The organism is Pseudomonas sp. FW305-3-2-15-C-LB1 (assembly GCF_058787615.1).
In genome coordinates this window covers 171,586-196,310 of sequence record NZ_JBYSZX010000011.1, presented here as the reverse complement: position 1 = coordinate 196,310, position 24,725 = coordinate 171,586, and the positions used below count along the sequence as shown (strand labels likewise).

Sequence of the window (24,725 nt, the reverse complement as noted above, 5' to 3'; positions counted from 1 at the left end):
GAAACGGCGTTGCAATAAATAATTTTTTTATCGTCGCTTCAAAATCGGCCAAATACAGTACCCAACCTTGCCATGTAGGGTTTTCTGCTGGTTTTTCAGGAGTGGTACCGCTGGTCATTTGATGCCTGGGTTGGGCTTGAGTCTTGTTGATTTGAATTTGTGGTGTTAATTTCGAAATGGCGTTTCAAAACAAACAAAAATCATCAGAGGAATACCCCATGTCCATCGGATTCAGAGTGCTCAAGCAGCAACGCAAGGTCGCCGTTGAGTGGGTCGAGCGTTACCGGAGCGTGCCTGTCGCCAATATCAGCGACTCCATGCACCGCCTTACCGCCGGCGGCGCAAGCCTGCAACCGATGCATCGCACGGGCGTATTGGTCGGGCCGGCGCTCACCGTAAAGGCGCGGCCGGGGGATAACCTGATGCTGCATCACGCGCTGGACATCGCTGAGCCCGGCGACGTGATCGTGGTGGATGCCGGCGGTGACCTGAGCAACGCGCTGATTGGCGAGATGATGGTGGCTTATGCGATCAAGAAAGGTGTGGCGGGTATTGTGATCAACGGCGCGATTCGCGACGCAGCCAGCATCGGCACCGGGGATTTCCCGGTGTTCGCCGCCGGTATCACCCATCGCGGCCCTTACAAGGACGGACCTGGCGAGGTGAATGTGCCGATTGCCCTGGCCGGTATGGTGATCGAACCGGGCGATCTGGTGATCGGTGATGAAGATGGATTGCTCTGCGTGCCGTTCGAGCAGGTCGGTGAGGTGTATGATCGCGCCAGTGCCAAACATGCCGCCGAACAGAAGCAGTTGGAACAGATTGCACTGGGCGAAAACGACCGCTCCTGGGTCCTTGAATCCCTGAAACAAAAGGGCTGTGAGTTTATTTGAATCCTGCGTCTACCTCCCGATGGCCCACGCCCATCCGCGCGCTGCGCCATCGCAATTTCCAGATCTACTTTGTCGGTCAGGGTCTCTCGACCCTGGGCAAGTGGGTGCAACAGGTCGCGCTGTCATGGCTGGCCTACCACCTGACGGGCTCGGCCGTACTGCTGGGGGCCATTGCGTTTTTGACGCTGTTGCCGCAGCTGTTGGTCGGGCCGCTGGCGGGCGCCTGGTCCGACCGCCACGACAAGCGTCGCCTGTTGATGGCGGTGCAGGCCGCCCTGGCCCTGCAATCGCTGGCCCTGGCCGTGCTGACCTGGCAGCAGTGGATGGGCCGTGAAGTGATCATTGCCATGGCGCTTCTGCTGGGTTTGCTCAACGCCCTGGAAACGCCTCTGCGCCAGGCCTTGATCGCCAGCTTCGTCGATGACCCCAACGACCTGCCCAATGCCCTCGTGCTCAATGCAATGCTGATCAACGCCGCGCGCTTTATCGGCCCACCGCTGGCCGGTTTGCTGATCAACTGGAGCGGTGAGGCCGGTTGCTTCCTTCTCACCGCTATCGCCTTCGGTATGTTGCTGATCGGGCTGGGCAAGGTGCAGAGTCGTGCGCCCGTGCGGGCAAAGGGGTCGACCGGGGAGATTTTCCGCGAAGGCCTGCGCTACCTGTGGGGCACACTGTCCATTCGGCGCTTGCTGATCAGTGTGGTGATGGTGAATCTGCTCGCCTCCTGCTACACGGTGCTGCTGCCGATTCTGGCCAAGCACACGTTCAGCGGCGACGCGCAGACCCTGGGCTGGCTATGGGGCGCTGCGGGCGCGGGGGCTTTTGTGGCCACGATCTTTCTCGCTTTCGCTGGCAGCACCTCACGATTGGGCCGCATCATCGCCATGGGCGCGGTGGTCTGTGCGGTTTCGTTATGCGCGGTGGCGGCCGACCCACCGCTGTGGCTCACGCTGGTTGCGCTGGCTGGGTTGGGCTTTGGCATCACGGCGAGCAATGTCAGCAGCAACATGACTCTACAAAGCGCCGCGCCCGAAGCGTTGCGGGGCAGGGTGATCGCGTTCTATATCGCCATGCGCTTCGGCTTTGAAGCCATCGGCGGGTTACTTGCAGGCTTGTTGGCGGCGGCGCTGAGTGTGCAATGGACACTGCTGCTGGCGGGCGGTTTACTGGGGCTTTATCAGTTGGCGAGTTGGCGGATCAGCCGCGCGCGCGGGTGAGAACACCCCCGCACGGCCCACGGCTTGACCCGGCATGCTAGCTCGGTTGCTGTTCCAGAAATGCCGCCACACAGGCCATGCACGCTTCTCGTTCTTCCACGTGGGGCATATGACTGGACGCCTCGAATATCTGCCACTGCACGTTGGCGATTCCGTCGGCGAATGGCTGCACCGTTGCGGGGGTGGCTTCATCGTAGCGACCGGAAATCAACAGCGTCGGCACCTGGATGCGAGGCAAGCGATCAATGATCGTCCAATCGCGCATGCTGCCGATCACGTGGAATTCGGTGGGGCCGTTCATGGCGTGGTAGACCGTGGGGTCCGCATCGATGGCAGCGAAGGTGCGCGCCACTTCGGCGGGCATCGGCTGGATGCGGCATACATGGCGCGCATAGAACACGTCCGATGCTGCGCGGTACTCGGCGCTGGAGGTGGTGCCTGCTGCTTCGTGGCGTTGCAGCGTCGCCTGCACATCCGCAGGGAGTGCCTGGCGTAGCTCATTCGCGGCCTCGGACCACAGCGCCATGGACGCCGGTGAGTTGGCGATGATCAGTGCCTTGAGGCCGATCGGCTGGCGTACCGCATGCTCGGCCCCCAGAATGCCGCCCCAGGATTGGCCGAGCAGCGCGTAATCACGGATACCCAGATGAGCGATCAGGTTGTTCAGTTCGGCGAGAAACAGGTCCACCACCCAGTATTCGCGGGGCGCATCCGGCAGATGGGTCGAGCGGCCATTGCCGATCTGGTCGTAGTGCACCACCGCCCGACCGGTGGCGGCCAGGTCCTTGAAACTGTCGACGTAGTCGTGGGTGCAACCGGGGCCGCCGTGGGCAACGATCAGGGGCAGGCGCCCCGAGTCCGGATCGCCCGTGACCCGGAACCATGTCCGGTGCCCACGGAACTCGGCATAACCTTCGCGAACCTGCATGCTGTGTACCTCCTGGGGATCAATGAGGTACAGGCTAGTCAAAGCGTGCCGTCAGGGGCACTGGCAAAAGTTATAGGTTCTCAGATCTCCACCAGCCGGTAATGCAGGCCACGGACCACCGCTTCCACGCGGTTGCGCGCGCCCAGTTTGCGCGCGGCACCCACCAGGTGCAGGTTGACCGTGGCCTGGGACCGGTTGAGGGTGGCGGCAATGCCCTTGGCCGTAAGCCCCTTGGCCGAATGTTGCAGGCACTCGCGTTCGCGGCGGGTGAGGTGGATGTGGGTGCAGCAGCGTTCGGCCGGCGCCAGCAACTCGCTGGCCCTGGACTGGAAGGCATGGGCCAGTACCAGCATCTCGCCCAGGTTGTGCTGGGCTTGTCGTTCGGCGCCGTCGGGCGTGCCGTCGACAATGGCGGTCAGTGTGGCAAAGCCGCCATCGGGCAAGTGCAGCGGCACGGTCAGTCCGGTGCTCAAGCCATAGTCGCGAATATAGTGAGCCACCGGGCGATGGGCGTCGGTGAGGGCGCCGTTCCAGTGCGTGTCCGCGCTGAATGACCAGACAAATGGCGTAGTCCGGCGGGCTGCGCATTGCTGCACCGGGTCGATCTGGTAATAGCCGCGCTCACACCACAACGTGTGCATGTCGGTCGGGGCATTCAGGGTCTTGAACACCGACGGCGTGATCAGCGCCCCCTCGTGGCTCACCGGCACGGGGGCGTAATCGTAGATCAGCGTCTTGAAACCCAGTTGGTCGGTGGCGGCCTGAACCTCGGCCAGGCACGCGTCCAGCGTCGTGGTGTGGGCGAGTTGCTCGCTGAATCGCATCAGGTCGGTGTGCATGGCGCCTCCGGGCGTTGGGTTGCGCGGTTTTCCAAGCAAACAATCTGCCAAGGCCAAAACCTAGTATTTTTCAGGATACAGCTGCCGGCCTGTAACGCCCTAGAGTGAAGCTTCTGTCCAACCCTTGCGGAGCGTCATCATGATCGATCCTTCCACCCCCGGTGACAGCGCGGAGCTTGCGCGTTTCGGATATACCCAACAACTCAAGCGCCAGCTGAGCCTGGGCGACCTGCTGATCTACGGCATGGTGTTCATGGTGCCGCTGGCGCCATTCTCCATCTTTGGCGGGGTGTTCGACGCCAGCCACGGCATGGTGCCGCTGACGTACCTGATCGGCTTCGTCGCCATGCTGTTCACCGCGATCAGCTACCAGCAGATGTCCCATGCGTTTCCGGTCGCCGGTTCGGTGTATGCCTATGTGGGGCGTGGGCTGAACAGCCAGCTGGGGTTTCTTGCGGGCTGGGCGATCCTGCTCGATTACCTGCTGGTGCCGACGTTGCTGTATGTGATCGGTGCCAATGCCATGGCCAATGTGATCCCCTCGGTGCCTCAGCCATTGTGGATCGTGTTTTTCGTGGTACTGAACACTCTGGTGAACCTGCGCGGTATCCAGACCACTGCGCGCGCCAATCGCTTGTTCCTTTATGGGCAGCTGGTGGTGCTGGTGGTGTTTGTGGTGCTGGCCAGTATCGCGATCAGCAACGGCGTGAATGGTGCCAGTTGGACCCTGAAGCCACTGTACAACCCGGCTGAGTTTTCCCTGCCGCTGATCTTCAGCGCATTGTCGGTGGCGGTCCTGTCGTTCCTGGGCTTCGATGCGATCTCCACGCTGTCGGAGGAGACCCGTGGCGGTAGCCGGGCGGTGGGGCGTGCGACCTTGTGGGCACTGACCCTGGTAGCGGCATTGTTCATGGTGCAAACCTGGTTGGCCGCGCTGTTGCAGCCCAACCTGGTGCAGTACCCGGATGCCGATGCGTCGAACAACGCGTTCTACGAAATCGGCCGCCTGGTGGCAGGCCCGTGGTTGCAAGTGGTGATCGCCCTGGCCGTGGCCATCGGCGCCGCCATCGCCAATTCCTTGGTGGCCCAGGCCGCCACCTCGCGCCTGCTGTTTGCCATGGCCCGCGATCGCCAACTGCCGCAGTTTCTCAGCCAGGTGCACCCGGTCACCGGCGTGCCGCAGCGCGCCACCTTGTTGGTCGCGGGCTTGAGCCTGGTGCTGGGCTTGTTCTTCGTGGGACAGATCAATCTGCTGGCGTCGATGTGCAACTTTGGTGCGCTGAGTGCGTTCCTGCTGCTTCATGTCGCCGTGGCCTGGCACTACCGCGGCGCCGGTCGTCGGTTGGTGCATGGGCTGGTGCCATTGATCGGCTTTGTGATCATCAGCTATGTGCTGGTCAATTCTGATATCTATGCCAAGGTCGGCGGCACGTGCTGGCTTGCGCTGGGGATTGTCGTGTTGGTGTTCTTCAAGGCCACCGGGCGCTCCACGGAGCTTCAGGTGGGGTGACCGATCCTGTGGAGCCGGCAAGCCGGCCCCTGCGGAGGATGGATCAGAACTTGAAGCGTCCCACCAACCCTTTGAGCTGACCCGAAATATCCGTCAGCCGACCCGACCCGGTCTGCGCCGAATGGGCAAACCCCTCGACCAGTTGCGCATCGGCATGGATCTGCGCGATGTGCCGGTTGATCTCTTCGGCCACCTGGTGCTGTTCTTCGGCGGCGGTGGCGATCTGGGTGTTCTGGTCGCGGATCGAGTCCACCGAGCCACGGATCTTGTCGAAGCTGTCGCGGGCCTGCTGGATGCGCTCCACGCTGGTGTGGGACACCAGCAGGCTGCCTTGCATCTGCTGCGTCACTTCCTGGGTGCGACGGGCGAGGTTGCCGAGCAGGCTGTCGATCTCGCCGGTGGAGTCGGCGGTGCGACGGGCGAGGGCGCGGACTTCGTCGGCGACCACCGCAAAGCCACGGCCCTGGTCACCGGCACGGGCGGCCTCGATGGCCGCGTTGAGCGCCAGCAGGTTGGTCTGTTCGGCAATCGAGCGGATGGTGTCGAGGATGGTGTTGATGTTTTTGCTGTCCTGCTCCAACTGCTGCATGGTCTGGGTCGAGCGTTGCAGGTCTTCGCTGAGCTGAAGCACGCTGCCGGTGGCTTCGCCGATGTGCTGCTGGCCGTCGTGCACATCGCGGTAGCCTTCGTCGGCACTGGTGGCGGCGGCACTGCAGGAGCGCGCGACTTCGTTGGCGGTGGCCACCATTTCGTTGAACGCTGTGCTTACCAGTTCCACCGCTTCACGCTGGCGACCGGCGGCCTGGTTCATGTTGTGCGCGACTTCGCTGGTGTCGGCGGCGGCGGTTTGCAGGTCGGACGAGGCGTTGCCGATGCGCTGCACCAACTGGGCGATCATGCTCAGGAACTGGTTGAACCAGCCGGCCAGGCTGGCGGTTTCGTCCTTGCCTTGCACCTTGAGCTGGCGGGTCAGGTCGCCTTCACCTTCGGCGATCTCTTGCAGGCCGTCGGCCACGCCGCGAATCGGACGTACGATCACGCTGGCGAAACTGGCGCCGACAATCGCGAAGACCACGGCCAGCGCGGCGGCAATCGCCGCGATCAACCAGGTAAGGCGGGTCGCGCCGGCCATCACTTCGTCGCGCTTGATCAGGCCGATAAAGCGCCAGCCCAGGTCTTTGGAGCTGACCATGTTGGCCATGTACGCCACGCCATCAATATCGATCTGGCTCACGCCGTCGCCGCGCTTGGCCAGCTCGGCGTAGTTGGGGCCCAGATCGGCCAGGGGCTTGAAATTGTGCTTGGCGTCGCTGGGGTCGACCAGCACGTTGCCGTTGCCTTCCACCAGCATCAGGTAGCCGCTGTCGCCGAGCTTGATGTTGCGCACCAACTCGGTGAGCTGCTTGAGCGACACGTCCAGGCCGACCACGCCGAGGATCTTGCCGGCGGCGTCGGTGACGGTGTGCACGGTGCCGATCAGCGTCACGTCGTCCGGCGCCCAATAGTAGGCCCCGGTGCGCACGGTTTTACCCGGCGCGGCGATGGCGGCCTGGTACCAGGGGCGTACGCGCGGGTCATAGTTGTTCAGCTTGGTGTCGTCGGGCCAGCTGGCGTAGCCGCCGTCGGCGAGGCCCAGGGACAGGTAGGCGGTGCTCGGATGGCTCTTGGCGAACTGGTCGAAAATCTCCAGCAGCGCTGTGTTGGTGGGGGTGAGGGGGATTTGCGCGGCATCGGCGCCGGCGTAGCTCTTGAGGTCCTTGGCCGCGACAACGCGCGGGTCCTTGGCCACATACTCGACGTTCTGGCTGATGCCGTCGAAGAACTGCTTCATGCCATTGTCGATCTGGCGGATCTCGCGGCCGCTGCTGTCGAGGAAATTGGCCTGGGCCCCCTCGCGCAGATTCAGTACAACCAATACAGCGACCAAAATAACCGGGACGCACGCGATGGCGGCAAACGCCCAGGTCAGCTTTTGCTTGATATTCATGACTTCACCCGCGGGTATTTATAATTTTGGCAAGGAGAAAACAGTAGCGTCGAGCGTCGCATGTGTTGTTTTAAGGGGTGTGGCCCATGCGTACCCTCTGTATATCGACTGCGCGGGCACGCACTTGAGGGCTGAGGGAGGGTTTAACCGATGCGCTCGCCACCCAGCGCATCACGCTGCATCGACTGCAGGTTTTTTTCGATGGTTTCGCAGATGGTGTCCATCTGGATCTGGTGTTCGCTGGAGTTGAACGGGCTTTGCAGGTCGGTGCCGATGCGCTCGATGGCCAGCAGCATGAACCCCACCACCGTCGAGGCCAGCGGGGTGAACCAACCCAGGGACTCCACCAGGCCCACCGGCACGATCAGGCAGAACAGCGAGATAAACAGCCGCGGGAAGTACACGTAAGGGTAGGGCAGCGGGGTGTTGGCGATCCGCTCCATGCCGCCCTGGGCGTTGGACAGGTCCACCAGGGTCGACTCCAGCCGCGCCAGACGGATGCTGTCGAGGTGACCGACCTTGTACTCCCGGGCCAATAACGCCGCCGAGCCGGTAAGGATATCGTTGGCAAAGTTGTTGGTGGCGCCGTTGCGCGCAAACTCGTCACCAGGGATAAACGCGCGGACTTCTTCGGGGCACGGCTGGCCCTTGAGGTGCGCGGCCAGGCAATTCACATAGGCCACATGACGACGCAGCAGGGTGGCCTTGACCGGGTTCACTTCGTCGTCGGGGTCGTCCAGCAGGGTCAGCACCTGACGGGCAAAACTGCGCGAGTTGTTGACCATCGCGCCCCACAGTGTGCGGGCTTCCCACCAGCGGTTGTAGGCGCTGCTGTTACGGAAACTGATCAGCACCACCAGCGCCGAACCCAGCAGGGTCAGGGGCATCAGCGGCAGATTGATCTTGTAGGTGAGAAACAGCATGAAGTCCACGGTGACGGCGACGTCCCACAGCAGCAGCCAGAACAGCGCCCAGCCAACGTAGCCCATGGTTTTGATGATCAGGCGGTACTTTTTGAGGATGGCGGCTTTCAAACGGAGACCTCGCGGTGAGTGGCAGGCAACGGTGCCTTAGCTCGGACGCGGGTCGCGGTGAAAGGTTCGCCCCAGGGCCTGAATCGTTTAAGTAGCGCTCACCGGCTCCCGTGAGAGTCGTCGCAATTCTTCCAGTGCCGCCAGGATTCAATGGCATCGGCGAACAGGTCGATTGAACAGTTTCATCACAACGCTTGGATATATTTAAAGGCAGCGAAGCACCGCAGCTGTCATGGGCGTGTATGAGTGGGTTGTTTTAGGGACGCCAATACGTTTTGGAACAATTTTGGTAGCGATGATGTCTGTCGGGTTAATCGCGATACATTGCGCTCGAGGCAAAACGCCATCACTGGTGGTGTTTACGACGTGAGTTGTTGTGAGACCTGGTTGCAGAAGTGCTGCGCCATCGATCAGTGAATTCCAGTAGGTTGATCAGGGCTCTTTCTCATGTGCGTCAGTTCGTTGAAGTGGGCGTTGGATCATTCCGCGCGGGTGTTGGAACGTCACGGGGAATTTGAATGCAGTATTCGCGCGCACTACGCCATTCTGCTGGTTCCCTATTCAAAACGACCGTTTTTCTACAAGACAGCGCTGAAGTTCAACCGTTTGATGGTGTCCTTCACGCTGCTGAGTGAATATTTCTCCAAGCCCGCGCCGTTGTTGTCCGACGTGAAAGCGTTCTGCGTGGCTCGCGGCTTCTGTTCCAGGAACAGCCTGGAGTCGATCTTCCTGCTGTTCCGGGCACTGGGGTTCATGAAGGTCGCCGGCCACCCTGACGACAGCCGTTTCCGAGTGTTCAGCCCATCGGCGCAGGCCTGCCATGAAGTCAGGTCGATGCTCAATTCCGTGGTGCAGCCGCTGGGACCAATGTGCCCCAGTGAAGCGCAGGTCCAGCGGATGAGTGAGTTGGACGACCGAGCCTTCCTGGCACTTTATTTCAAAGGTTTTGCCACCCTTCTTTCAAATAAGCTGACCATCGATGTATTGCTGCCGGAATGTGACTGGCTGGTTAACCGCGATGCCGGACATATGCTGATGTTGGCGATTTATAACGATGCCTGTTCCTTGGACTGTCAGGGCGCAAGTTTCAGGACGTCTTCTTATCTTTCACTGGCGACGCGACTTTCAGTGTCCAAGACCCATGTGATTCGTCTGGTTCAGGAGGGTGTTGAAAAAGGTTGCTTTAAAGTGCATTCCAAGACGCAGTTGGAAGTATTGCCGCCCTTTGTAAAGTTGGTGCGCCGTTTCATGGCGTATTCATTTGCAATCACCCTGCAAAGTATCGAATTGGGCCAAGCCAGCAAAATATAGGCAACTTATGCGCAGGGAGTGTTGAGATGCCGGCTGACTTAAAGCTCAGGCCAAGGATGCAGAGGTTATTGTCGCCCGCTGTTGCCCAGGCGGAATGGATAGGCCTGATTGCCTGGTGGTGGGTGCTCTTGGTGGATCCGGTGCTGGAGTTCGGGTGGTACACCGTGCTCATTACCGTGTGTTTGACAGCGTTGTGTCGATTTCACCGGCGGTTGACCAATTTCCTGGCCTGGCGGGCGTTCGGTGTGGTCTATATGGCGGTGTTGGCCGGCGGCTTTGCGTTGGTGATGCAGACCGATCAGGCGTTGCAGGTATTTGCTCTACCGCTGGCGGTGATTCTGGTGCTGAGCAGTGCCTTGCTCTTTATCGCAGTCCAGGATTTCTTGATAGGCGCTGCATTGATCTGGTCGATGCTGTGGCCAGCTGTTCATATGTCGATCTACGTCGGGGTTGAGGTTTACCTGGTGATGTTCTGCCTGGCGTCGGTGTCGATCGGCTTTATCCTGAATTATTCCTACGTGAAGAACCTGCGCTCTGTGTTGCTGGTCGAGAGTGAGTTCCGGGAACTGGCAGAAACGGATTACTTGACCTCCATCCTGAACCGCAGGGCCTTTATCGAACGTTTCGCCAAGGTGATCGCCGAGGGGCAGTGCGGTTATTTCATGATGCTGGATATTGACAGCTTCAAGTTGAAAAACGACCAGTTTGGCCATGATGTCGGTGACAAGATTCTCTGTGCGATGGCGCACTGCCTGAAAGCCACGCCGGGCAGCGACAGCTTCGGCAGGATCGGGGGAGAGGAGTTCGGCGTGTTGCTGGTGGGGGATGACCCTGGGGCGGCCACTGATTTTGCTGCGCGGCTGCTGCAAGCGATTCGTGGCAGTGTCCCGCCGCCCCATCACTACACGTGCAGCGCGGGTATGACGCATTTCTCGGTGGGTGCCGATATGTCAGTGGTACTCAAGTGCGCCGACCGCAACCTGTATGCCGCCAAGCACAATGGCAAGGACTGTGTGTATCTGGATGGCGAGCCAGTGACCGCTTCCAGATGAAACGGACAGACGGGCCTCAGTGCTGGGCCAGAATGCTCGCGAGCAAGCCGGGGAAGCGGCTTTCCAGGTCGTCCGCGCGCAATGCATTCATGTGCGTGGTCCCCACGCTTCGGGTCTGCACCAGCCCGGCATCGCGCAACACCCGAAAGTGATGGGACATGCTCGACTTCGGTCGCCCACCGTCCAATTCGCCGCAGGTAGCCTCGGGCACGCCGGCCAGGCAGCGCACGATTTCCAGGCGCACCGGATCACTCAGGGCGTATAGCACGCGCTCAAGGGTCAGGTCTTGCAGGGGAGGGTGTTTGAAGGCTCGCATGAAACGAATCATAACAGGGGGCTATCGTTGAATACCATAGTTCGATTACCATCGAACTATCGAATCAACCACCTGCTCACTGGAGTCGCCCCATGGCCGCATTGTTCGAACCGTTCCAACTAAAAGATGTCACCCTGCGTAATCGCATCGCTATCCCGCCGATGTGCCAATACATGGCCGATGACGGCATCGTCAACGACTGGCACCTCGTGCACCTGGCCAGCATGGCCCGTGGCGGTGCTGGCCTGGTGGTGGTCGAAGCCACTGCCGTCGCGCCGGAAGGTCGGATCACCCCAGGCTGCGCGGGGCTTTGGAGTGATGCGCATGCCGAGGCGTTCGTGCCGATGGTCCAGGCGATCAAGGCCGCCGGTTCCGTGCCGGGCATCCAGATCGGCCACGCCGGCCGCAAGGCCAGCGCCAACCGCCCGTGGGAAGGGGACGACCATATCGCCGCCTCCGACGCCCGCCGTTGGGAAACCATCGCACCCTCGGCCATCGCCTTCGGTGCCAACCTGCCACAGGTGCCTCGCGCCATGACCCTGGACGACATCGCCCGGGTGCGCCAGGACTTCGTCGATGCCGCCCGCCGTGCCCGCGACGCCGGTTTTGAATGGATCGAGCTGCACTTCGCCCACGGCTACCTGGGCCAGAGCTTCTTCTCCGAGCACTCCAACCAGCGCACCGACGCCTACGGCGGCAGCTTCGACAACCGCAGTCGTTTCCTCCTGGAAACCCTGGCTGCCGTGCGCGAAGTCTGGCCGGAAAACCTGCCGCTCACCGCACGTTTCGGTGTGATCGAGTACGACGGTCGCGACGAGCAGACCCTCACCGAGTCCATCGAACTGGCCCGCCGTTTCAAGGCCGGTGGCCTGGACCTGCTGAGCGTCAGCGTCGGTTTCACCGTCCCCGACACTAACATCCCGTGGGGGCCTGCGTTCATGGGGCCGATTGCCGAGCGCGTGCGTCGCGAAGCCGGTATCCCGGTGACTTCGGCCTGGGGCTTCGGCACCCCGCAACTGGCCGAAGGCGCGTTGCAGGCCGGGCACCTGGACCTGGTGTCGGTAGGGCGTGCGCATCTGGCCGACCCGCATTGGGCGTACTTCGCGGCCAAGGAACTGGGTGTCGAGAAGTCCTCGTGGACCTTGCCAGCGCCCTACGCGCATTGGTTGGAACGTTATCGCTGAGGTCACGCGTCAACGATGAGCCACTCGATTGAGTGGCTTTTTTTTGCCTGCGTCAGCGCTGATACACAGTCGATGCGCGAAAAATAGCGAATGAGAATAGATGTCAACCGCGAATCACTTGATATACCATCCCTCGCGAATTCTTGGCAGGTCTGCCGTCCCATCTGGCTCATTCACTAGGTTCCACACCCATGCGTCGTACCCTGATTTCCCTCTGCGTGCTTCAGGCGTTTTCCTCGTTCACCTGGGCAGAGGTTGCTGCTACCGAGAAAGCCAGCCTTGAGTTGCAAGCGACCAATGTCACCGGCGAGGCGGATTACGAGACCGCCCAAGGGCCGGTGCAGGGCTACCACGCCACACGTTCAGCCAGTGCGACGCGCACCGACACCTCGATCCATGAAACCCCGCAGTCCATCAGCGTGGTGTCCAGGGCGGTGGTCGAAGACATCGGCGCCACTCGCCTGCAGGATGCGCTGGATTACGCTGGCGGTGTCGGACGCGCCAACAACTTCGGCGGGCAGGGCCTCACGACCTTCACCGTGCGCGGCTTTACCACCGGCGAGTTCTACCGCAACGGTTTCCCGATCAACCGTGGCTACCCGAACATGCCGGACGCCAACACCATCGAACGCCTGGAAGTGCTGCGCGGCCCGGCGACCATGCTCTATGGCCGTGGCGATCCCGGCGGCACCTTCAACGTGGTGACCAAGCAACCGTTGGCCGAACGCACGGTCACCCTCGGCAGCCAATTGAATGACCAGGGCATGAAGCGCGGCACCCTGGATGCCTCCGGCCCGTTGGACGAGGAGGGTCGCCTGGCCTATCGCCTGAACGTGGTGGGCGAGGGCGGCGACACCTTCCGCGACCATGTGGAGACCGAGCGCTACGGCGTCACCCCGGTGCTCACCTGGCAGGCCAGCGACGACACCAAGGTGATCTTCGAAGGCGACTTCATGCGCAACAACCACCCGCTGGATCGCGGGCTGACACGCTTTGCCACTCAGAAAGGCACGGCGTCCCGCGATACCTTCTGGGGCGACAAAGACGTCGGCAAGCTGCACAACGACAACAGCATGGCCCAGTTGCGTTTCGAGCATCTGCTCAATGACAACTGGACCCTGGGCGGTGGTTTTCAATGGCTCGATGGCACCCTGCAAGGCAACGCCATCGAAGCCAACGGTCTGGCCGCTGACGGTCGTACCCTGGGTCGCAACTTCAACTACCGCAAGCTGGAGTGGACCGACAAGGACACCCAACTCAACCTCACCGGGCATTTCTCCGCCGGCGGTTTTGACCACACCCTGCTCACCGGCGTCGAGTTCGAAGACTACGACTACAAGTCGATCATCCAGCGCTCCAGCGGCGCGGTGGGTGCCTACCCCATCGATATCTTCAACCCGGTCTACGGTCAGCCGCGTCCGGCGCTCACGCGCACGCCGACCCACGACAAGGAAAACCTCAAGACCTACGCCGCCTTCGTCCAGGACCAAGTGGCCCTGACCGAGCGCCTGAAGGTACTCGCCGGCGCGCGCTTCGAGCGCTTCGAGCACGACTACCACACCTATGTGCCAGACGGTAAAAGCTGGGAGGCCAGCGATAACGCGGTCACCCCGCGCGTAGGCGTGACCTACGACCTCACCGACACCGTCGCGGTGTACGCCGATGCCGCTCGCTCGTTCAAGCCGAATACAGGTGCCAGCCGCCAGGGGGGTGGGTTTGAGCCGGAGAAGGGCAAGTCCTACGAAATGGGCATCAAATGGGAAGCGCTGGATCGTCAACTGAGCGTCGATGCTGCGGTTTACCAGATCGAGAAGAAAAACGTGCTCACCACCGACCCCCTGGACTCGACCTTCAGTGTCGCCGCCGGCCAGGTGCGCAGCCGCGGCTTTGACCTCAACGTGGCCGGCAACCTCACCCCTGAATGGCGCGTGATCGGCGGCTACGCCTACGTCGACGCCGAAGTCACCAAAGACAACACCATCCGCGTCGGCTCACCCCTGGCCAACATCCCGCGCAACAGCTTCAGCCTGCTCAATGTCTACGAGTTCCAGGACGGCCGCCTCAAGGGGCTCGGGCTGGGCGCGGGCGCCAAATACGTCGATGAACGGGTCGGCCAGACCTCCAACACCGCCTTCTCGATGGACGCCTACACCGTGGTCGACCTGCTGGGCTACTACAAGGTCAACGACAAGGTGCGCCTGAACCTGGATGTGAAGAACCTGTTCAACCGTGATTTCGAGGAAGGCGCGTTCGGCAACTTCTACGCCTACCCAGGCGCGCCACGCACGGTGCAGGTGGGCATCGCCTACACCCTCTAATGCCTAGCACAGTTTCAATGTGGGAGAGGGCAAGCCCCCTCCCACATTTGGTTCTGTGTACCCCTTGAAGTCAGAGCGGCGTAAGCACGTTCATCACCGTATCCAACGCCACCCGCGTGTCATCCAGCTGCACCAGCGATGCATGCCGGGCGCCGAGGGCGTCGCGGTTCTGGATCGCGGTGAGGATCGCCTTGTGCCGGGGCAGGCTCAGGCCCTGGATGTCCGGGCGGCGGTTGGTGATGTTGATCGACTCGCGCAACGGCAGCGACAGCATGTTGCACATGTAGGCGAGCAGGTCGTTGCGGGTGGCATCGGCGATGGCGCGGTGGAAGTCCAGGTCGGCCTGCAGCAGTTGTTCGTGGGTCTGTGCGGTTTCCATGCCCAGGTAGGCTTTTTCGATGGTGGCAATGTCTTCGTCGGTGGCGGTGGTCGCGGCCATGGCGGCGATTTCCGGTTCGAGGATGCGCCGCACACCGGCCAGGGTGTTGAAGAACTCGCTGTGGGGCGTGGACTGCATCAACCAGGACAACACGTCCGGGTCGAGCAGGTGCCACTTCACGCGAGGCCGCACCACCGCGCCCACCCGTGGTTTGGAGTACACCAGGCCTTTGGCACTGAGCACCCGCGTGGCTTCACGCAACACCGAGCGGCTGACCTGGTACTCCTCGCAGAGCGTGGCCTCCATGGGCAGGCGTTCTTCCGGCTTGAAACGGCCGGAAACGATGTGCATGCCCAAGTCCTGAACGATCTGGGCATGCTGGCTCTTGCGCGGCTTTGGCGGCTGGTGATCCATAACGACGGGGAGGCTCTGACTTAAAGACGCGGCATCATAGCATCCCAATTAGTGGGAATGCCGTGGGACTTGCGCCCCACGGCAACCCACCAGAAAGTCAAAGTCGCAGCCCTGGTCGGCCTGCAGCACATGGTCGATGTACAGCTGGCGGTAGCCGCCGACGATGAGGTTCTGCGGAGGCGCCAAGTCTGCCATACGTGCCGCCAGCTCTGCGTCGGGGATGTCCAGGTGCAGGCGGCCGTTGGCGCAGTCCAGTTCGATCCAGTCGCCTTCCTTGACCGTGGCCAATGGTCCGCCGGCAGCGGCTTCCGGCGCCACGTGCAACACCACTGTGCCGTACGCCGTGCCGCTCATGCGTGCATCGGAGATTCGCACCATATCGGTCACGCCCTGGGCCAGCAGCTTGGCCGGCAGGCCCATGTTGCCGACCTCGGCCATGCCCGGGTAGCCCTTGGGGCCGCAGTTTTTCATGACCAGGATCGAGTTGGCGTCCACGTCCAGCTCCGGGTCATTGATGCGCGCCTTGTACATGTCGAAGTTTTCGAACACCACCGCACGGCCACGGTGCTGCATCAGTTCCGGGCTGGCGGCGGAGGGCTTGAGCACCGCGCCCAGCGGCGCCAGGTTGCCGCGCAGCACGCAGATGCCGCCGTCGGCGCGGATCGGGTTGTCGAGTGTGCGGATCACCTCGTCCTGGCCGTAGATCGGCGAGTCCTTGGTGTTTTCGCCCAGGGACTTGCCGTTGACGGTCAGTGCATTCGGGTGCGGGATCAGGTTGGCTTCACCCAGGCGGCGCAGCACGGCGGGCAGGCCGCCGGCGTAGTAGAACTCTTCCATCAGGAAGCGCCCCGAAGGTTGCAGGTCGACGATGGTCGGCATGCCACGGCCCATGCGGGTCCAGTCGTCCAGGTCGAGTTCGACGCCGATGCGCCCGGCGATGGCCTTGAGGTGGATCACCGCATTGGTCGAGCCGCCGATGGCCGCGTTCACACGGATCGCGTTTTCAAACGCCTCTTTGGTGAGGATCTTCGACAGCTTCAAGTCTTCGCGCACCATCTCCACGGCACGCATGCCCGACATATGCGCCAGCACATAACGCCGCGCATCCACCGCCGGAATCGCCGCGTTATGGGGCAGGGAAGTGCCGAGTGCCTCGGCCATGCAGGCCATGGTCGACGCGGTGCCCATGGTGTTGCAGGTGCCCGCCGAGCGCGACATGCCGCCTTCGGCTGCAAGGAAATCGTCCAGGGTAATGGTGCCGGCTTTCACTTGTTCGCTGAGCTGCCACACCACGGTGCCCGAGCCAATGTCCTGGCCTTTGTGCTTGCCGTTGAGCATCGGCCCGCCGGTGACCACGATGGCCGGCACGTCGCAACTGGCGGCGCCCATCAGCAGGGCCGGGGTGGTCTTGTCACAACCGGTGAGCAACACCACGCCGTCAATCGGGTTGCCGCGAATCGCCTCTTCCACGTCCATGCTCGCCAGGTTGCGGGTGAGCATGGCGGTGGGACGCAGGTTCGACTCGCCATTGGAGAACACCGGAAACTCCACCGGGAAGCCACCGGCCTCGATCACGCCGCGTTTGACGTGCTCGGCGATCTGGCGGAAATGCGCATTGCACGGGGTCAGCTCCGACCAGGTATTGCAGATGCCGATGATCGGCTTGCCATGGAACTGATGGTCGGCAATGCCCTGGTTCTTCATCCAGCTGCGGTACATGAAGCCGTTCTTGTCGGCGGTACCGAACCACTGGGCGGAGCGGAGGCCGGGCTTTTTATCAGGCATGATCGATTCTCTTATTGTATGACTATATGTTCTATGCGTGCTTAAACATAAGCGCAAAAACGCTGCTTTGGAAGAGTTGTTTTGTAAATAGTCCTACTATATAGTCGATCTCAACTGAGGTATGACCCTGGCGGATTTTCGCGAGAGGCGTCCCCCGAGCTTCTATAAAAACAACAATCGGAGATCGACCCCCATGAGCCAGGAACTGCGGCTTATTCGGCGCATCACGCTGAAACTGATTCCCTTCCTGATCCTGCTGTACCTGATCGCCTACGTGGACCGTTCCGCCGTGGGCTTCGCCAAGTTGCACATGGGCGCCGACGTCGGCATTGGCGATGCTGCCTATGGCCTGGGTGCGGGGTTGTTCTTCATTGGCTACTTCCTGTTCGAGATCCCCAGCAACCTGATGCTCGACCGCTTTGGCGCACGCCGTTGGTTTGCGCGGATCATGATCACCTGGGGCGCCATCACCATCGGCATGGCCTTTGTGCAGGGCCCGCACAGCTTCTATGTGATGCGCTTTCTGCTCGGCGCGGCGGAGGCGGGGTTCTTTCCCGGCGTTCTCTACTACATTACCCAGTGGTTCCCGGTGCGCCATCGCGGCAAGATCCTCGGGCTGTTCATCCTGTCGCAACCCATCGCGATGATGATCACCGGTCCGGTGTCCGGCGGTTTGCTGGGCATGGACGGCATCCTTGGCCTGCACGGCTGGCAATGGCTGTTCATCGTGATTGGCACCCCGGCGATCCTGCTGACCTGGCCGGTGCTGCGCTTCCTGCCAGATGGCCCTGAACAGGTCAGTTGGATGAGCGACGACGAAAAGGCCTGGCTCACCGGCGAACTCGCCAAAGACCTGCAAACCTACGGCCAAACCCGTCACGGCAACCCCCTGCATGCCTTGAAAGACCAACGCGTGTTGCTGCTGGCGCTGTTCTACCTGCCGGTGACCCTGAGCATCTACGGCCTGGGCCTGTGGCTGCCGACCCTGATCAAGCAGTTCGGCGGCACTGATCTGGTCACCGGCTTTATCTCTGCGGTGCCGTATCTCTTCGGCATCATCGGCCTGCTGATCATCCCGCGCAGTTCCGACCGTTTGAACGACCGCTACGGCCATCTTGCGGTGCTCTACGTGCTGGGCGCCATTGGGCTGTTCTTCAGTGCCGCGCTCAGTGTGCCGGTGCTGCAAATGGCAGCGCTGTGCCTGGCGGCATTCGCGATGTTCTCCTGCACGGCAGTGTTCTGGACCTTGCCCGGGCGCTTCTTCGCGGGCGCCAGTGCGGCGGCGGGCATTGCGTTGATCAACTCGGTGGGCAACCTCGGCGGCTATATCGGCCCGTTCGTGATCGGCGCGCTCAAGGAATACACCGGCAACCTCGCCTCAGGCCTGTACTTCTTGTCCGGGGTGATGCTGTTCGGGCTGGTCCTGACCGTTGTGGTCTACCGCCTGCTCGAGCGCAGGCACGTGCTGCCTGCCGACCAATTTGCCGCCAGTGCCCGTGGCGCCACCCGACCTTAATCCAGGAGAACAGTCATGCGTTTAGTTCAGTTCGAGTTGCGTAACGGAGACCGCCGTGTCGGCGTGGTCGACGCCACCAAGGTGCGCGAAGTACAGACAGCCCACAGCGTGCGCGAATTGGCCCTGGCTGCCATCGACGCCGGCGTAGGCCTGGCGCAACACGTGGACAGCCTGGGCCTGGGCGACAGCTATGACTACGCCGCGCTGCTGGCCGACTTGAAAATTATGCCGCCGCTGGACCACCCGGACCCGGCCCATATGCTGATCAGCGGCACCGGCCTGACTCACCTGGGCAGTGCCTCGGCGCGGGACAAGATGCACCAGGCCGGCGACGACAGCGCATTGACCGACACCATGCGCATCTTCAAATGGGGCGTGGAGGGCGGCCGTCCACCGGCTGGCCAGGCGGGTGTGCAACCCGAGTGGTTCTACAAGGGCGACGGCAGCATCGTGGTGCGCCCCGGCGCAGCCTTCCCGGTGCCACCGTTTGCCGAGGATGCCGGTGAAGAGCCGGAGATCGGCGGCCTGTATGTGATCGGCCCGGACAGCAAGCCCTATCGTGTCGGTTTTGCGGTGGGCAACGAATTCTCCGACCACATCATGGAGCGCAAGAACTACCTGTACCTGGCCCATTCCAAACTGCGCAGTTGCAGCTACGGCCCTGAGTTGCGCGTGGGCGAGTTGCCCCAGCACCTGGCGGGCACCAGCCGCATTCTGCGCAACGGCGAAGTGATCTGGCAGAACGAGTTCCTCAGCGGCGAGGCCAATATGTGCCACAGCCTGGAGAACCTCGAATACCACCACTTCAAATACCGTCAGTTCCTCAAGCCGGGCGATGTGCACATCCACTTTTTCGGCACCGCCACGCTGTCATTCGCCGACGGTATACGGACCCAGGTCGGCGATGTGTTCGAGATCAGCCAGGCCGAGTTCGGTGCGCCGCTGGTCAACCGTGTCGGCAGCAGCGCTGCGGCGTTCGAACCCGGCAATGTCATCACCCTTTAATGGAGAACCCCATGACTCAGTTTCTCGGCCACAACTACATCGGCGGCCAGCGCAGCGCCAACGGCAGCGTCACGCTGAAAAGCGTCGACGCCAGCACCGGCGAGGCCTTGCCCCAGGCCTTTTTCCAGGCCACGCCGCAGGAAGTCGACGCCGCCGCCAAGGCTGCCGCGCAGGCCTACCCTGCGTACCGCGCCTTGAGCGCATCGCGCCGTGCACAGTTCCTGGATGCAGTGGCCGATGAGCTGGACGCGTTGGGGGATGATTTTGTCGAACTGGTCTGCCGCGAAACCGCGCTGCCGGCCACACGCATCAAGGGCGAGCGCGGGCGTACCAGCGGCCAGATGCGCCTGTTCGCCACGGTGCTGCGTCGCGGTGATTTCTACGGTGCGCGCATCGACAAGGCACTGCCCGACCGCCAACCGCTGCCACGCCCGGACCTGCGTCAATACCGCATCGGCCTGGGGCCGGTCGCGGTGTTTGGCGCGAGCAACTTTCCCCTGGCGTTTTCTACGGCGGGCGGTGATACAGCGGCTGCTTTGGCGGCAGGCTGCCCAGTGGTGTTCAAGGCCCACAGCGGGCATATGGCGACCGCCGAACGCGTGGCCGATGCGATCATCCGCGCGGCCGAGGCCACCGAGATGCCGGCCGGTGTGTTCAACATGATCTTCGGCGGTGGCGTGGGTGAGGCGCTGGTCAAGCACCCGGCGATCCAGGCGGTGGGCTTTACCGGCTCGCTCAAGGGCGGGCGTGCCTTGTGCGACATGGCGGCGGCGCGCCCGCAGCCGATCCCGGTGTTTGCCGAGATGTCGAGCATCAACCCGGTGATCGTATTGCCCCAGGCCCTGACCGTGCGCGCCGACAGCGTCGCGCGTGACCTGACCGCCTCGGTGGTACAAGGCTGCGGCCAGTTCTGCACCAACCCTGGCCTGGTCATCGGTGTCGCGTCGCCTGCATTCACCGCGTTCACCCAGCAAGTCGCGCAACTGATCGGCGAGCAACCGGCCCAGACCATGCTCAACGCCGGCACCCTGGGCAGCTACGGCAAAGGCCTGGAAAAACTCCTGGCGCACCCGGGCATCCAGCATCTGGCGGGCAACCAGCAGGCCGGCAATCAGGCGCAACCACAGCTGTTCAAGGCCGATGCGAGCCTGTTGATCGACGGCGATGAAGTGCTGCAGGAAGAAGTCTTCGGCCCCACCACCGTGTTCGTCGAAGTCGCCGACCAGGCCCAACTCAACGCCGCCTTGCACGGTCTGCACGGTCAACTTACGGCGACGATCATTGGCGAGCCCGCCGACCTGCAACAGTTCGCCGAACTCACGCCGCTGCTGGAGCAGAAAGTCGGACGCATCCTGCTCAACGGCTACCCGACCGGCGTGGAAGTCTGCGATTCGATGGTGCATGGCGGGCCGTACCCGGCCACTTCGGATGCCCGTGGCACCTCGGTTGGCACCTTGGCCATCGAGCGTTTCCTGCGCCCCGTGTGCTTCCAGAATTACCCTGATAGCCTGCTGCCCGACGCGTTGAAAAACGCCAATCCGTTGCGCATCCAGCGGCTGGTGGATGGCACGCCATCTCGCGAACCGCTGTAACGCACACCTGAGAACAACAATCCAGGAGGCATCATGTCGTGTATCGCCGTTACCCCGCACCGTGCGCAATTGGGCGAGGGACCGTTCTGGGACGCGCCCACCCAGGCACTGTACTGGGTGAATATTGCCGGCAAACAGGCACTGCGCCTGATGGGCGGGCAGTTGCGGGTGTGGCAGTTGCCCGAGCATGTCTCGGCGTTCATCCCGTGTGAGGGCGGCGATGCCCTGGTGACCCTGAGCAGCGGCGTGTATCGCCTCGACCTGGCCACCGAGGCCCTGACCCTGCTGTGCGTGGCCGACCCGCAACCCGGCAACCGTGGCAATGAAGCACGCTGCGATGCCCAGGGCCGGCTGTGGCTGGGCACCATGCAGAACAATATTGGCGAGCAGGGTGAAGACCTGCCCATCACGCGACGCTCCGGCGGCCTGTTTCGTATCGATGCCGATGCGCAGGTCACACCGTTGCTCAGCGGCCTGGGCATTCCCAACACCTTGCTGTGGAGTGATGACGGTCGGCAGGTGCATTTCGGCGACAGCCTGGACGGCACGCTGTACCGCCACGCTATCCAGCCAGACGGCCAACTCGAATCCGCGCAGGCGTGGTTCGGTCCCCACGAGCGTGGCGGGCCGGACGGTTCGGCCATGGATGTGGAAGGCTACATCTGGAACGCCCGCTGGGATGGCAGTTGCCTGCTGCGCCTCACGCCCGACGGCACCGTCGACCGCATCATCGAGCTGCCCGTCAGCCGCCCCACCAGTTGCGTGTTCGGTGGCCCGAACCTCACCACCCTGTACATCACCAGCGCGGCCAGCCCGTTGGAACACCCCTTGGATGGCGCGGTATTGGCCATCGAGGTCGATGTGCCTGGAAAACCCTGTCATCGCTTTGCCGGATAAGTCCCCCTTTAAAAACAACAACAAGGAGTCACCCGTATGAATCGTCGTCGTGGTTTGCGTTCCCTGTGCTGCGCCGCTGTGGCGGTCTCTGCCATGAGCTTGAGCGGGCTGTTGCTGGCCGCTGAAGAAGTGAAGATCGGCTTCCTGGTCAAGCAGGCCGAGGAGCCGTGGTTCCAGACCGAATGGGCCTTCGCCGAGAAAGCCGGCAAGGAGCATGGCTTCACCGTGATCAAGATCGCCGTGCCCGATGGCGAGAAGACCCTGTCGGCCATCGACAGCCTGGCCGCCAACGGTGCCAAGGGCTTTGTGATCTGCCCGCCGGACGTGTCCCTCGGCCCGGCCATCGTGGCCAAGGCCAAGGCCAACGGTTTGAAAGTCATTGCCGTGGATGACCGCTTTGTCGACGCCAAGGGCAACTTCATGGAGGACGTGCCGTACCTGGGCATGGCGGCCTTTGAAGTGGGCCAGAAGCAGGGCGCCGCGATGGCGGCCGAAGCAAAAAAACGCGGCTGGGACTGGAAGGACACCTACGCGGTGATCAACACCTTCAACGAACTCGACACCGGCAAGAAACGCACCGACGGCTCGGTCAAATCCCTGGAAGAAGCCGGCATGCCCAAGGACCACATCCTGTTCACCGCCGCCAAGACTCTCGACGTACCCGGCAGCATGGACGCCACCAACTCGGCGCTGGTCAAGCTGCCCAGCGGCGCGAAAAACCTGATCATCGGCGGCATGAACGACAACACCGTGCTGGGCGGCGTACGCGCCACCGAAAGCGCCGGCTTCAAGGCCGCCAATGTGATCGGTATCGGCATCAATGGCACCGACGCCATTGGCGAACTGAAAAAGCCTGAAAGCGGCTTCTTTGGCTCCATGCTGCCCAGCCCGCATATCGAGGGCTACAACACTGCGAAGATGATGTTCGATTGGGTCACTAAAGGCACCGAGCCTGCGAAATACACGGCGATGGACGAAGTGACGCTGATCACCCGCGCCAACTTCAAGGAAGAACTGACCAAGATCGGGTTGTGGCAATGACCGCTGCGGCCCTGCGCTTTGACGGCATCGGCAAGACCTTTCCCGGGGTCAAGGCGCTGGATGGCATCAGCTTTACCGCCCACCCCGGGCAGGTGCACGCCCTGATGGGCGAGAACGGTGCGGGCAAGTCGACGCTGTTGAAGATCCTCGGCGGCGCCTACATTCCCAACAGCGGCTCGCTGCACATCGGCGCGCAGACCATGGCCTTCAAATGCGCCGCCGACAGCATTGCCAGCGGCGTGGCGGTGATCCACCAGGAACTGCATCTGGTGCCGGAAATGACGGTGGCCGAGAACCTGTTCCTCGGCCACTTGCCGTCGCGTTTCGGCGTGGTCAACCGGGGGCTCCTGCGCATGCAGGCCCTCGCGTGCCTCAAGGGGCTGGCGGATGAAATCGACCCGGCCGAGAAACTCGGGCGCTTGTCCCTTGGCCAGCGTCAACTGGTGGAAATCGCCAAGGCGCTGTCCCGTGGCGCCCATGTGATTGCCTTTGACGAACCGACCAGCAGCCTGTCGGCGCGGGAGATCGACCGCCTGATGGCGATCATCACCCGCCTGCGCGATGAGGGCAAAGTGGTGCTCTACGTGTCCCACCGCATGGAAGAAGTGTTCCGCATCTGCAACGCCGTCACGGTGTTCAAGGACGGCCGCTACGTGCGCACCTTCGAGGACATGAGCGCGCTGACCCATGACCAACTGGTGACGTGCATGGTGGGGCGCGATATCCAGGACATTTACGACTACCGCCCGCGTGAGCACGGCGAAGTCGCGCTCAAGGCCGATGGCCTGCTCGGTCCCGGCCTGCGTGAGCCGATCAGTTTCAGTGTGCGCAAGGGCGAGATCCTTGGCCTGTTCGGGCTGGTCGGGGCTGGGCGCACCGAGCTGTTCCGGCTGCTCAGCGGCCTGGAGCGCGCCAGTGCCGGCAGCCTGCATTTGTGCGGGCAGGCGCTGCAACTGCGCTCGCCCAGGGATGCCATCGCCGCCGGCGTGCTGCTGTGCCCGGAGGACCGCAAGAAGGAAGGCATCATCCCGCTGTCCAGCGTCGCCGAGAACATCAATATCAGCGCACGCGGTGCCCACTCCACGTTCGGCTGGCTGCTGCGCGAGGGCTGGGAAAAGGGCAACGCCGACCAGCAGATCCAGGCCATGAAGGTCAAGACGCCGAACGCCGCGCAGAAGATCATGTACCTGTCCGGCGGCAACCAGCAGAAGGCCATTCTCGGTCGCTGGCTGTCGATGCCGATGAAGGTGTTGCTGCTGGACGAACCGACCCGTGGCATCGATATCGGCGCCAAGGCCGAGATCTACCAGATCATCCATAACCTGGCGGCCCAGGGCATTGCGGTGATTGTGGTGTCCAGCGACCTGATGGAAGTGATGGGCATCTCCGACCGCATCCTGGTGCTGTGCGAAGGCGCGATGCGCGGCGAACAAACCCGCGAAGACGCTACCGAATCCAACCTGCTGCAATTGGCCCTGCCGCGCAGCGTGGCGAACTGAGAGACGAC

The 24,725-nt window shown here is 62.4% G+C and carries 19 protein-coding genes and 2 pseudogenes; 13 read left to right on the top strand and 8 right to left on the bottom strand.

Features of this window, described 5'->3' with window-relative positions; translation table 11 throughout:
• The first annotated feature begins 218 nt into the window (after positions 1-218).
• Positions 219-893 carry an RraA family protein gene (locus AC3WP7_RS21200; protein ID WP_071491471.1) on the top strand — a complete coding sequence of 225 codons (675 nt, stop codon included), beginning with the start codon at positions 219-221 and terminating at the stop codon, positions 891-893.
• A complete protein-coding gene (locus AC3WP7_RS21195) occupies positions 890-2,110 on the top strand; it encodes an MFS transporter (protein WP_083351571.1) in 1,221 nt (406 codons plus the stop codon). Before AC3WP7_RS21200 ends, AC3WP7_RS21195 begins: the two co-directional genes overlap by 4 nt.
• 37 nt (positions 2,111-2,147) lie before the next feature.
• Here AC3WP7_RS21195 and AC3WP7_RS21190 read toward each other — a convergent pair whose 3' ends face one another.
• Together AC3WP7_RS21190 and AC3WP7_RS21185 are read right to left on the bottom strand one after the other, a co-directional pair.
• Positions 2,148-3,038, bottom strand: a complete 891-nt coding sequence (locus tag AC3WP7_RS21190) for a proline iminopeptidase-family hydrolase (RefSeq protein WP_102592659.1) — start codon at positions 3,036-3,038, stop codon at positions 2,148-2,150.
• 80 nt (positions 3,039-3,118) lie between these two features.
• On the bottom strand, positions 3,119-3,877 hold the full coding sequence (locus tag AC3WP7_RS21185; protein WP_071491469.1) for a helix-turn-helix transcriptional regulator: 759 nt from the start codon (positions 3,875-3,877) through the stop codon (positions 3,119-3,121).
• Positions 3,878-4,016: 139 nt separating this feature from the next.
• Between AC3WP7_RS21185 and AC3WP7_RS21180 the strand changes: the two genes are divergently transcribed.
• On the top strand, positions 4,017-5,387 hold the full coding sequence (locus AC3WP7_RS21180; RefSeq protein ID WP_071491468.1) for an APC family permease: 1,371 nt from the start codon (positions 4,017-4,019) through the stop codon (positions 5,385-5,387).
• Between the two features lie 43 nt (positions 5,388-5,430).
• On the opposite strand, the pseudogene AC3WP7_RS21175 reads toward AC3WP7_RS21180, so the two are convergent.
• The 3 genes and pseudogenes from AC3WP7_RS21175 to AC3WP7_RS21165 form a co-directional block, all read right to left on the bottom strand.
• Positions 5,431-5,973 (bottom strand): annotated as a pseudogene (locus AC3WP7_RS21175) (methyl-accepting chemotaxis protein); the annotation flags it as partial.
• A gap of 321 nt (positions 5,974-6,294) precedes the next feature.
• Positions 6,295-7,374 (bottom strand): annotated as a pseudogene (locus AC3WP7_RS21170) (HAMP domain-containing protein); the annotation flags it as partial.
• 143 nt (positions 7,375-7,517) lie between these two features.
• Positions 7,518-8,408, bottom strand: coding sequence for a bestrophin family protein (locus AC3WP7_RS21165; RefSeq protein WP_092246044.1), 891 nt, complete (start codon positions 8,406-8,408; stop codon positions 7,518-7,520).
• 447 nt (positions 8,409-8,855) lie between these two features.
• On the opposite strand from AC3WP7_RS21165, the gene AC3WP7_RS21160 reads away from it, so the two are divergent.
• Together AC3WP7_RS21160 and AC3WP7_RS21155 are read left to right on the top strand one after the other, a co-directional pair.
• The gene (locus AC3WP7_RS21160) at positions 8,856-9,719 is read left to right on the top strand and encodes a hypothetical protein (protein WP_102592658.1); all 864 of its coding nucleotides are present in this window, start codon (positions 8,856-8,858) and stop codon (positions 9,717-9,719) included.
• A gap of 26 nt (positions 9,720-9,745) precedes the next feature.
• The gene (locus AC3WP7_RS21155) at positions 9,746-10,771 is read left to right on the top strand and encodes a GGDEF domain-containing protein (RefSeq protein WP_102592657.1); all 1,026 of its coding nucleotides are present in this window, start codon (positions 9,746-9,748) and stop codon (positions 10,769-10,771) included.
• Positions 10,772-10,787: 16 nt separating this feature from the next.
• On the opposite strand, the gene AC3WP7_RS21150 is transcribed toward AC3WP7_RS21155, so the two are convergent.
• Positions 10,788-11,087 (bottom strand): ArsR/SmtB family transcription factor, encoded by a 300-nt coding sequence (locus tag AC3WP7_RS21150; protein WP_170856087.1) that lies wholly within the window; start codon positions 11,085-11,087, stop codon positions 10,788-10,790.
• A 92-nt stretch (positions 11,088-11,179) separates the two neighbouring features.
• On the opposite strand from AC3WP7_RS21150, the gene AC3WP7_RS21145 reads away from it, so the two are divergent.
• The gene (locus AC3WP7_RS21145; RefSeq protein WP_102592656.1) at positions 11,180-12,271 is read left to right on the top strand and encodes an NADH:flavin oxidoreductase/NADH oxidase; all 1,092 of its coding nucleotides are present in this window, start codon (positions 11,180-11,182) and stop codon (positions 12,269-12,271) included.
• 191 nt (positions 12,272-12,462) lie between these two features.
• Positions 12,463-14,589, top strand: a complete 2,127-nt coding sequence (locus AC3WP7_RS21140; RefSeq protein ID WP_102592655.1) for a TonB-dependent siderophore receptor — start codon at positions 12,463-12,465, stop codon at positions 14,587-14,589.
• A 70-nt stretch (positions 14,590-14,659) separates the two neighbouring features.
• Here AC3WP7_RS21140 and AC3WP7_RS21135 read toward each other — a convergent pair whose 3' ends face one another.
• Positions 14,660-15,382: a FadR/GntR family transcriptional regulator gene (locus AC3WP7_RS21135; protein WP_093513742.1), complete on the bottom strand. Its 723-nt coding sequence runs from the start codon at positions 15,380-15,382 to the stop codon at positions 14,660-14,662.
• Between the two features lie 48 nt (positions 15,383-15,430).
• Positions 15,431-17,167 carry an IlvD/Edd family dehydratase gene (locus tag AC3WP7_RS21130; RefSeq protein WP_093128018.1) on the bottom strand — a complete coding sequence of 579 codons (1,737 nt, stop codon included), beginning with the start codon at positions 17,165-17,167 and terminating at the stop codon, positions 15,431-15,433.
• Between the two features lie 193 nt (positions 17,168-17,360).
• Between AC3WP7_RS21130 and AC3WP7_RS21125 the strand changes: the two genes are divergently transcribed.
• Genes AC3WP7_RS21125 through araG form a run of 6 tightly spaced genes read left to right on the top strand, consistent with a single transcriptional unit; the run spans position 17,361 to position 24,717 of the window.
• Entirely contained in the window at positions 17,361-18,683 is a 1,323-nt protein-coding gene (locus tag AC3WP7_RS21125; protein WP_071491459.1) for an MFS transporter, read from the top strand.
• Between the two features lie 15 nt (positions 18,684-18,698).
• Positions 18,699-19,688 (top strand): AraD1 family protein, encoded by a 990-nt coding sequence (araD1, locus tag AC3WP7_RS21120; protein WP_093528879.1) that lies wholly within the window; start codon positions 18,699-18,701, stop codon positions 19,686-19,688.
• An 11-nt stretch (positions 19,689-19,699) separates the two neighbouring features.
• The gene (locus tag AC3WP7_RS21115; RefSeq protein WP_102592654.1) at positions 19,700-21,280 is read left to right on the top strand and encodes an aldehyde dehydrogenase (NADP(+)); all 1,581 of its coding nucleotides are present in this window, start codon (positions 19,700-19,702) and stop codon (positions 21,278-21,280) included.
• Positions 21,281-21,313: 33 nt separating this feature from the next.
• Complete coding sequence (locus tag AC3WP7_RS21110) at positions 21,314-22,177, top strand: SMP-30/gluconolactonase/LRE family protein (RefSeq protein ID WP_102592653.1); 864 nt, start codon at positions 21,314-21,316, stop codon at positions 22,175-22,177.
• A gap of 36 nt (positions 22,178-22,213) precedes the next feature.
• Positions 22,214-23,218, top strand: coding sequence for a substrate-binding domain-containing protein (locus AC3WP7_RS21105; RefSeq protein WP_092246016.1), 1,005 nt, complete (start codon positions 22,214-22,216; stop codon positions 23,216-23,218).
• A complete protein-coding gene (gene araG / locus AC3WP7_RS21100) occupies positions 23,215-24,717 on the top strand; it encodes an L-arabinose ABC transporter ATP-binding protein AraG (protein WP_102592652.1) in 1,503 nt (500 codons plus the stop codon). The genes AC3WP7_RS21105 and araG overlap by 4 nt, the downstream gene beginning before the upstream one ends.
• Positions 24,718-24,725: the final 8 nt, after the last annotated feature.

Excerpts from the sequence above, each read along its gene's own strand:
- AC3WP7_RS21200 (WP_071491471.1), top strand. The coding sequence starts at position 219 with ATGTCCATCGGATTCAGAGTGCTCAAGCAGCAACGCAAGGTCGCCGTT.
- AC3WP7_RS21190 (WP_102592659.1), bottom strand. The coding sequence starts at position 3,038 with ATGCAGGTTCGCGAAGGTTATGCCGAGTTCCGTGGGCACCGGACATGG.
- AC3WP7_RS21185 (WP_071491469.1), bottom strand. The coding sequence starts at position 3,877 with ATGCACACCGACCTGATGCGATTCAGCGAGCAACTCGCCCACACCACG.
- AC3WP7_RS21180 (WP_071491468.1), top strand. The coding sequence starts at position 4,017 with ATGATCGATCCTTCCACCCCCGGTGACAGCGCGGAGCTTGCGCGTTTC.
- AC3WP7_RS21160 (WP_102592658.1), top strand. The coding sequence starts at position 8,856 with ATGTGCGTCAGTTCGTTGAAGTGGGCGTTGGATCATTCCGCGCGGGTG.
- AC3WP7_RS21155 (WP_102592657.1), top strand. The coding sequence starts at position 9,746 with ATGCCGGCTGACTTAAAGCTCAGGCCAAGGATGCAGAGGTTATTGTCG.
- AC3WP7_RS21150 (WP_170856087.1), bottom strand. The coding sequence starts at position 11,087 with ATGCGAGCCTTCAAACACCCTCCCCTGCAAGACCTGACCCTTGAGCGC.
- AC3WP7_RS21145 (WP_102592656.1), top strand. The coding sequence starts at position 11,180 with ATGGCCGCATTGTTCGAACCGTTCCAACTAAAAGATGTCACCCTGCGT.
- AC3WP7_RS21140 (WP_102592655.1), top strand. The coding sequence starts at position 12,463 with ATGCGTCGTACCCTGATTTCCCTCTGCGTGCTTCAGGCGTTTTCCTCG.
- AC3WP7_RS21135 (WP_093513742.1), bottom strand. The coding sequence starts at position 15,382 with ATGGATCACCAGCCGCCAAAGCCGCGCAAGAGCCAGCATGCCCAGATC.
- AC3WP7_RS21130 (WP_093128018.1), bottom strand. The coding sequence starts at position 17,167 with ATGCCTGATAAAAAGCCCGGCCTCCGCTCCGCCCAGTGGTTCGGTACC.
- AC3WP7_RS21125 (WP_071491459.1), top strand. The coding sequence starts at position 17,361 with ATGAGCCAGGAACTGCGGCTTATTCGGCGCATCACGCTGAAACTGATT.
- araD1 (WP_093528879.1), top strand. The coding sequence starts at position 18,699 with ATGCGTTTAGTTCAGTTCGAGTTGCGTAACGGAGACCGCCGTGTCGGC.
- AC3WP7_RS21115 (WP_102592654.1), top strand. The coding sequence starts at position 19,700 with ATGACTCAGTTTCTCGGCCACAACTACATCGGCGGCCAGCGCAGCGCC.
- AC3WP7_RS21110 (WP_102592653.1), top strand. The coding sequence starts at position 21,314 with ATGTCGTGTATCGCCGTTACCCCGCACCGTGCGCAATTGGGCGAGGGA.
- AC3WP7_RS21105 (WP_092246016.1), top strand. The coding sequence starts at position 22,214 with ATGAATCGTCGTCGTGGTTTGCGTTCCCTGTGCTGCGCCGCTGTGGCG.
- araG (WP_102592652.1), top strand. The coding sequence starts at position 23,215 with ATGACCGCTGCGGCCCTGCGCTTTGACGGCATCGGCAAGACCTTTCCC.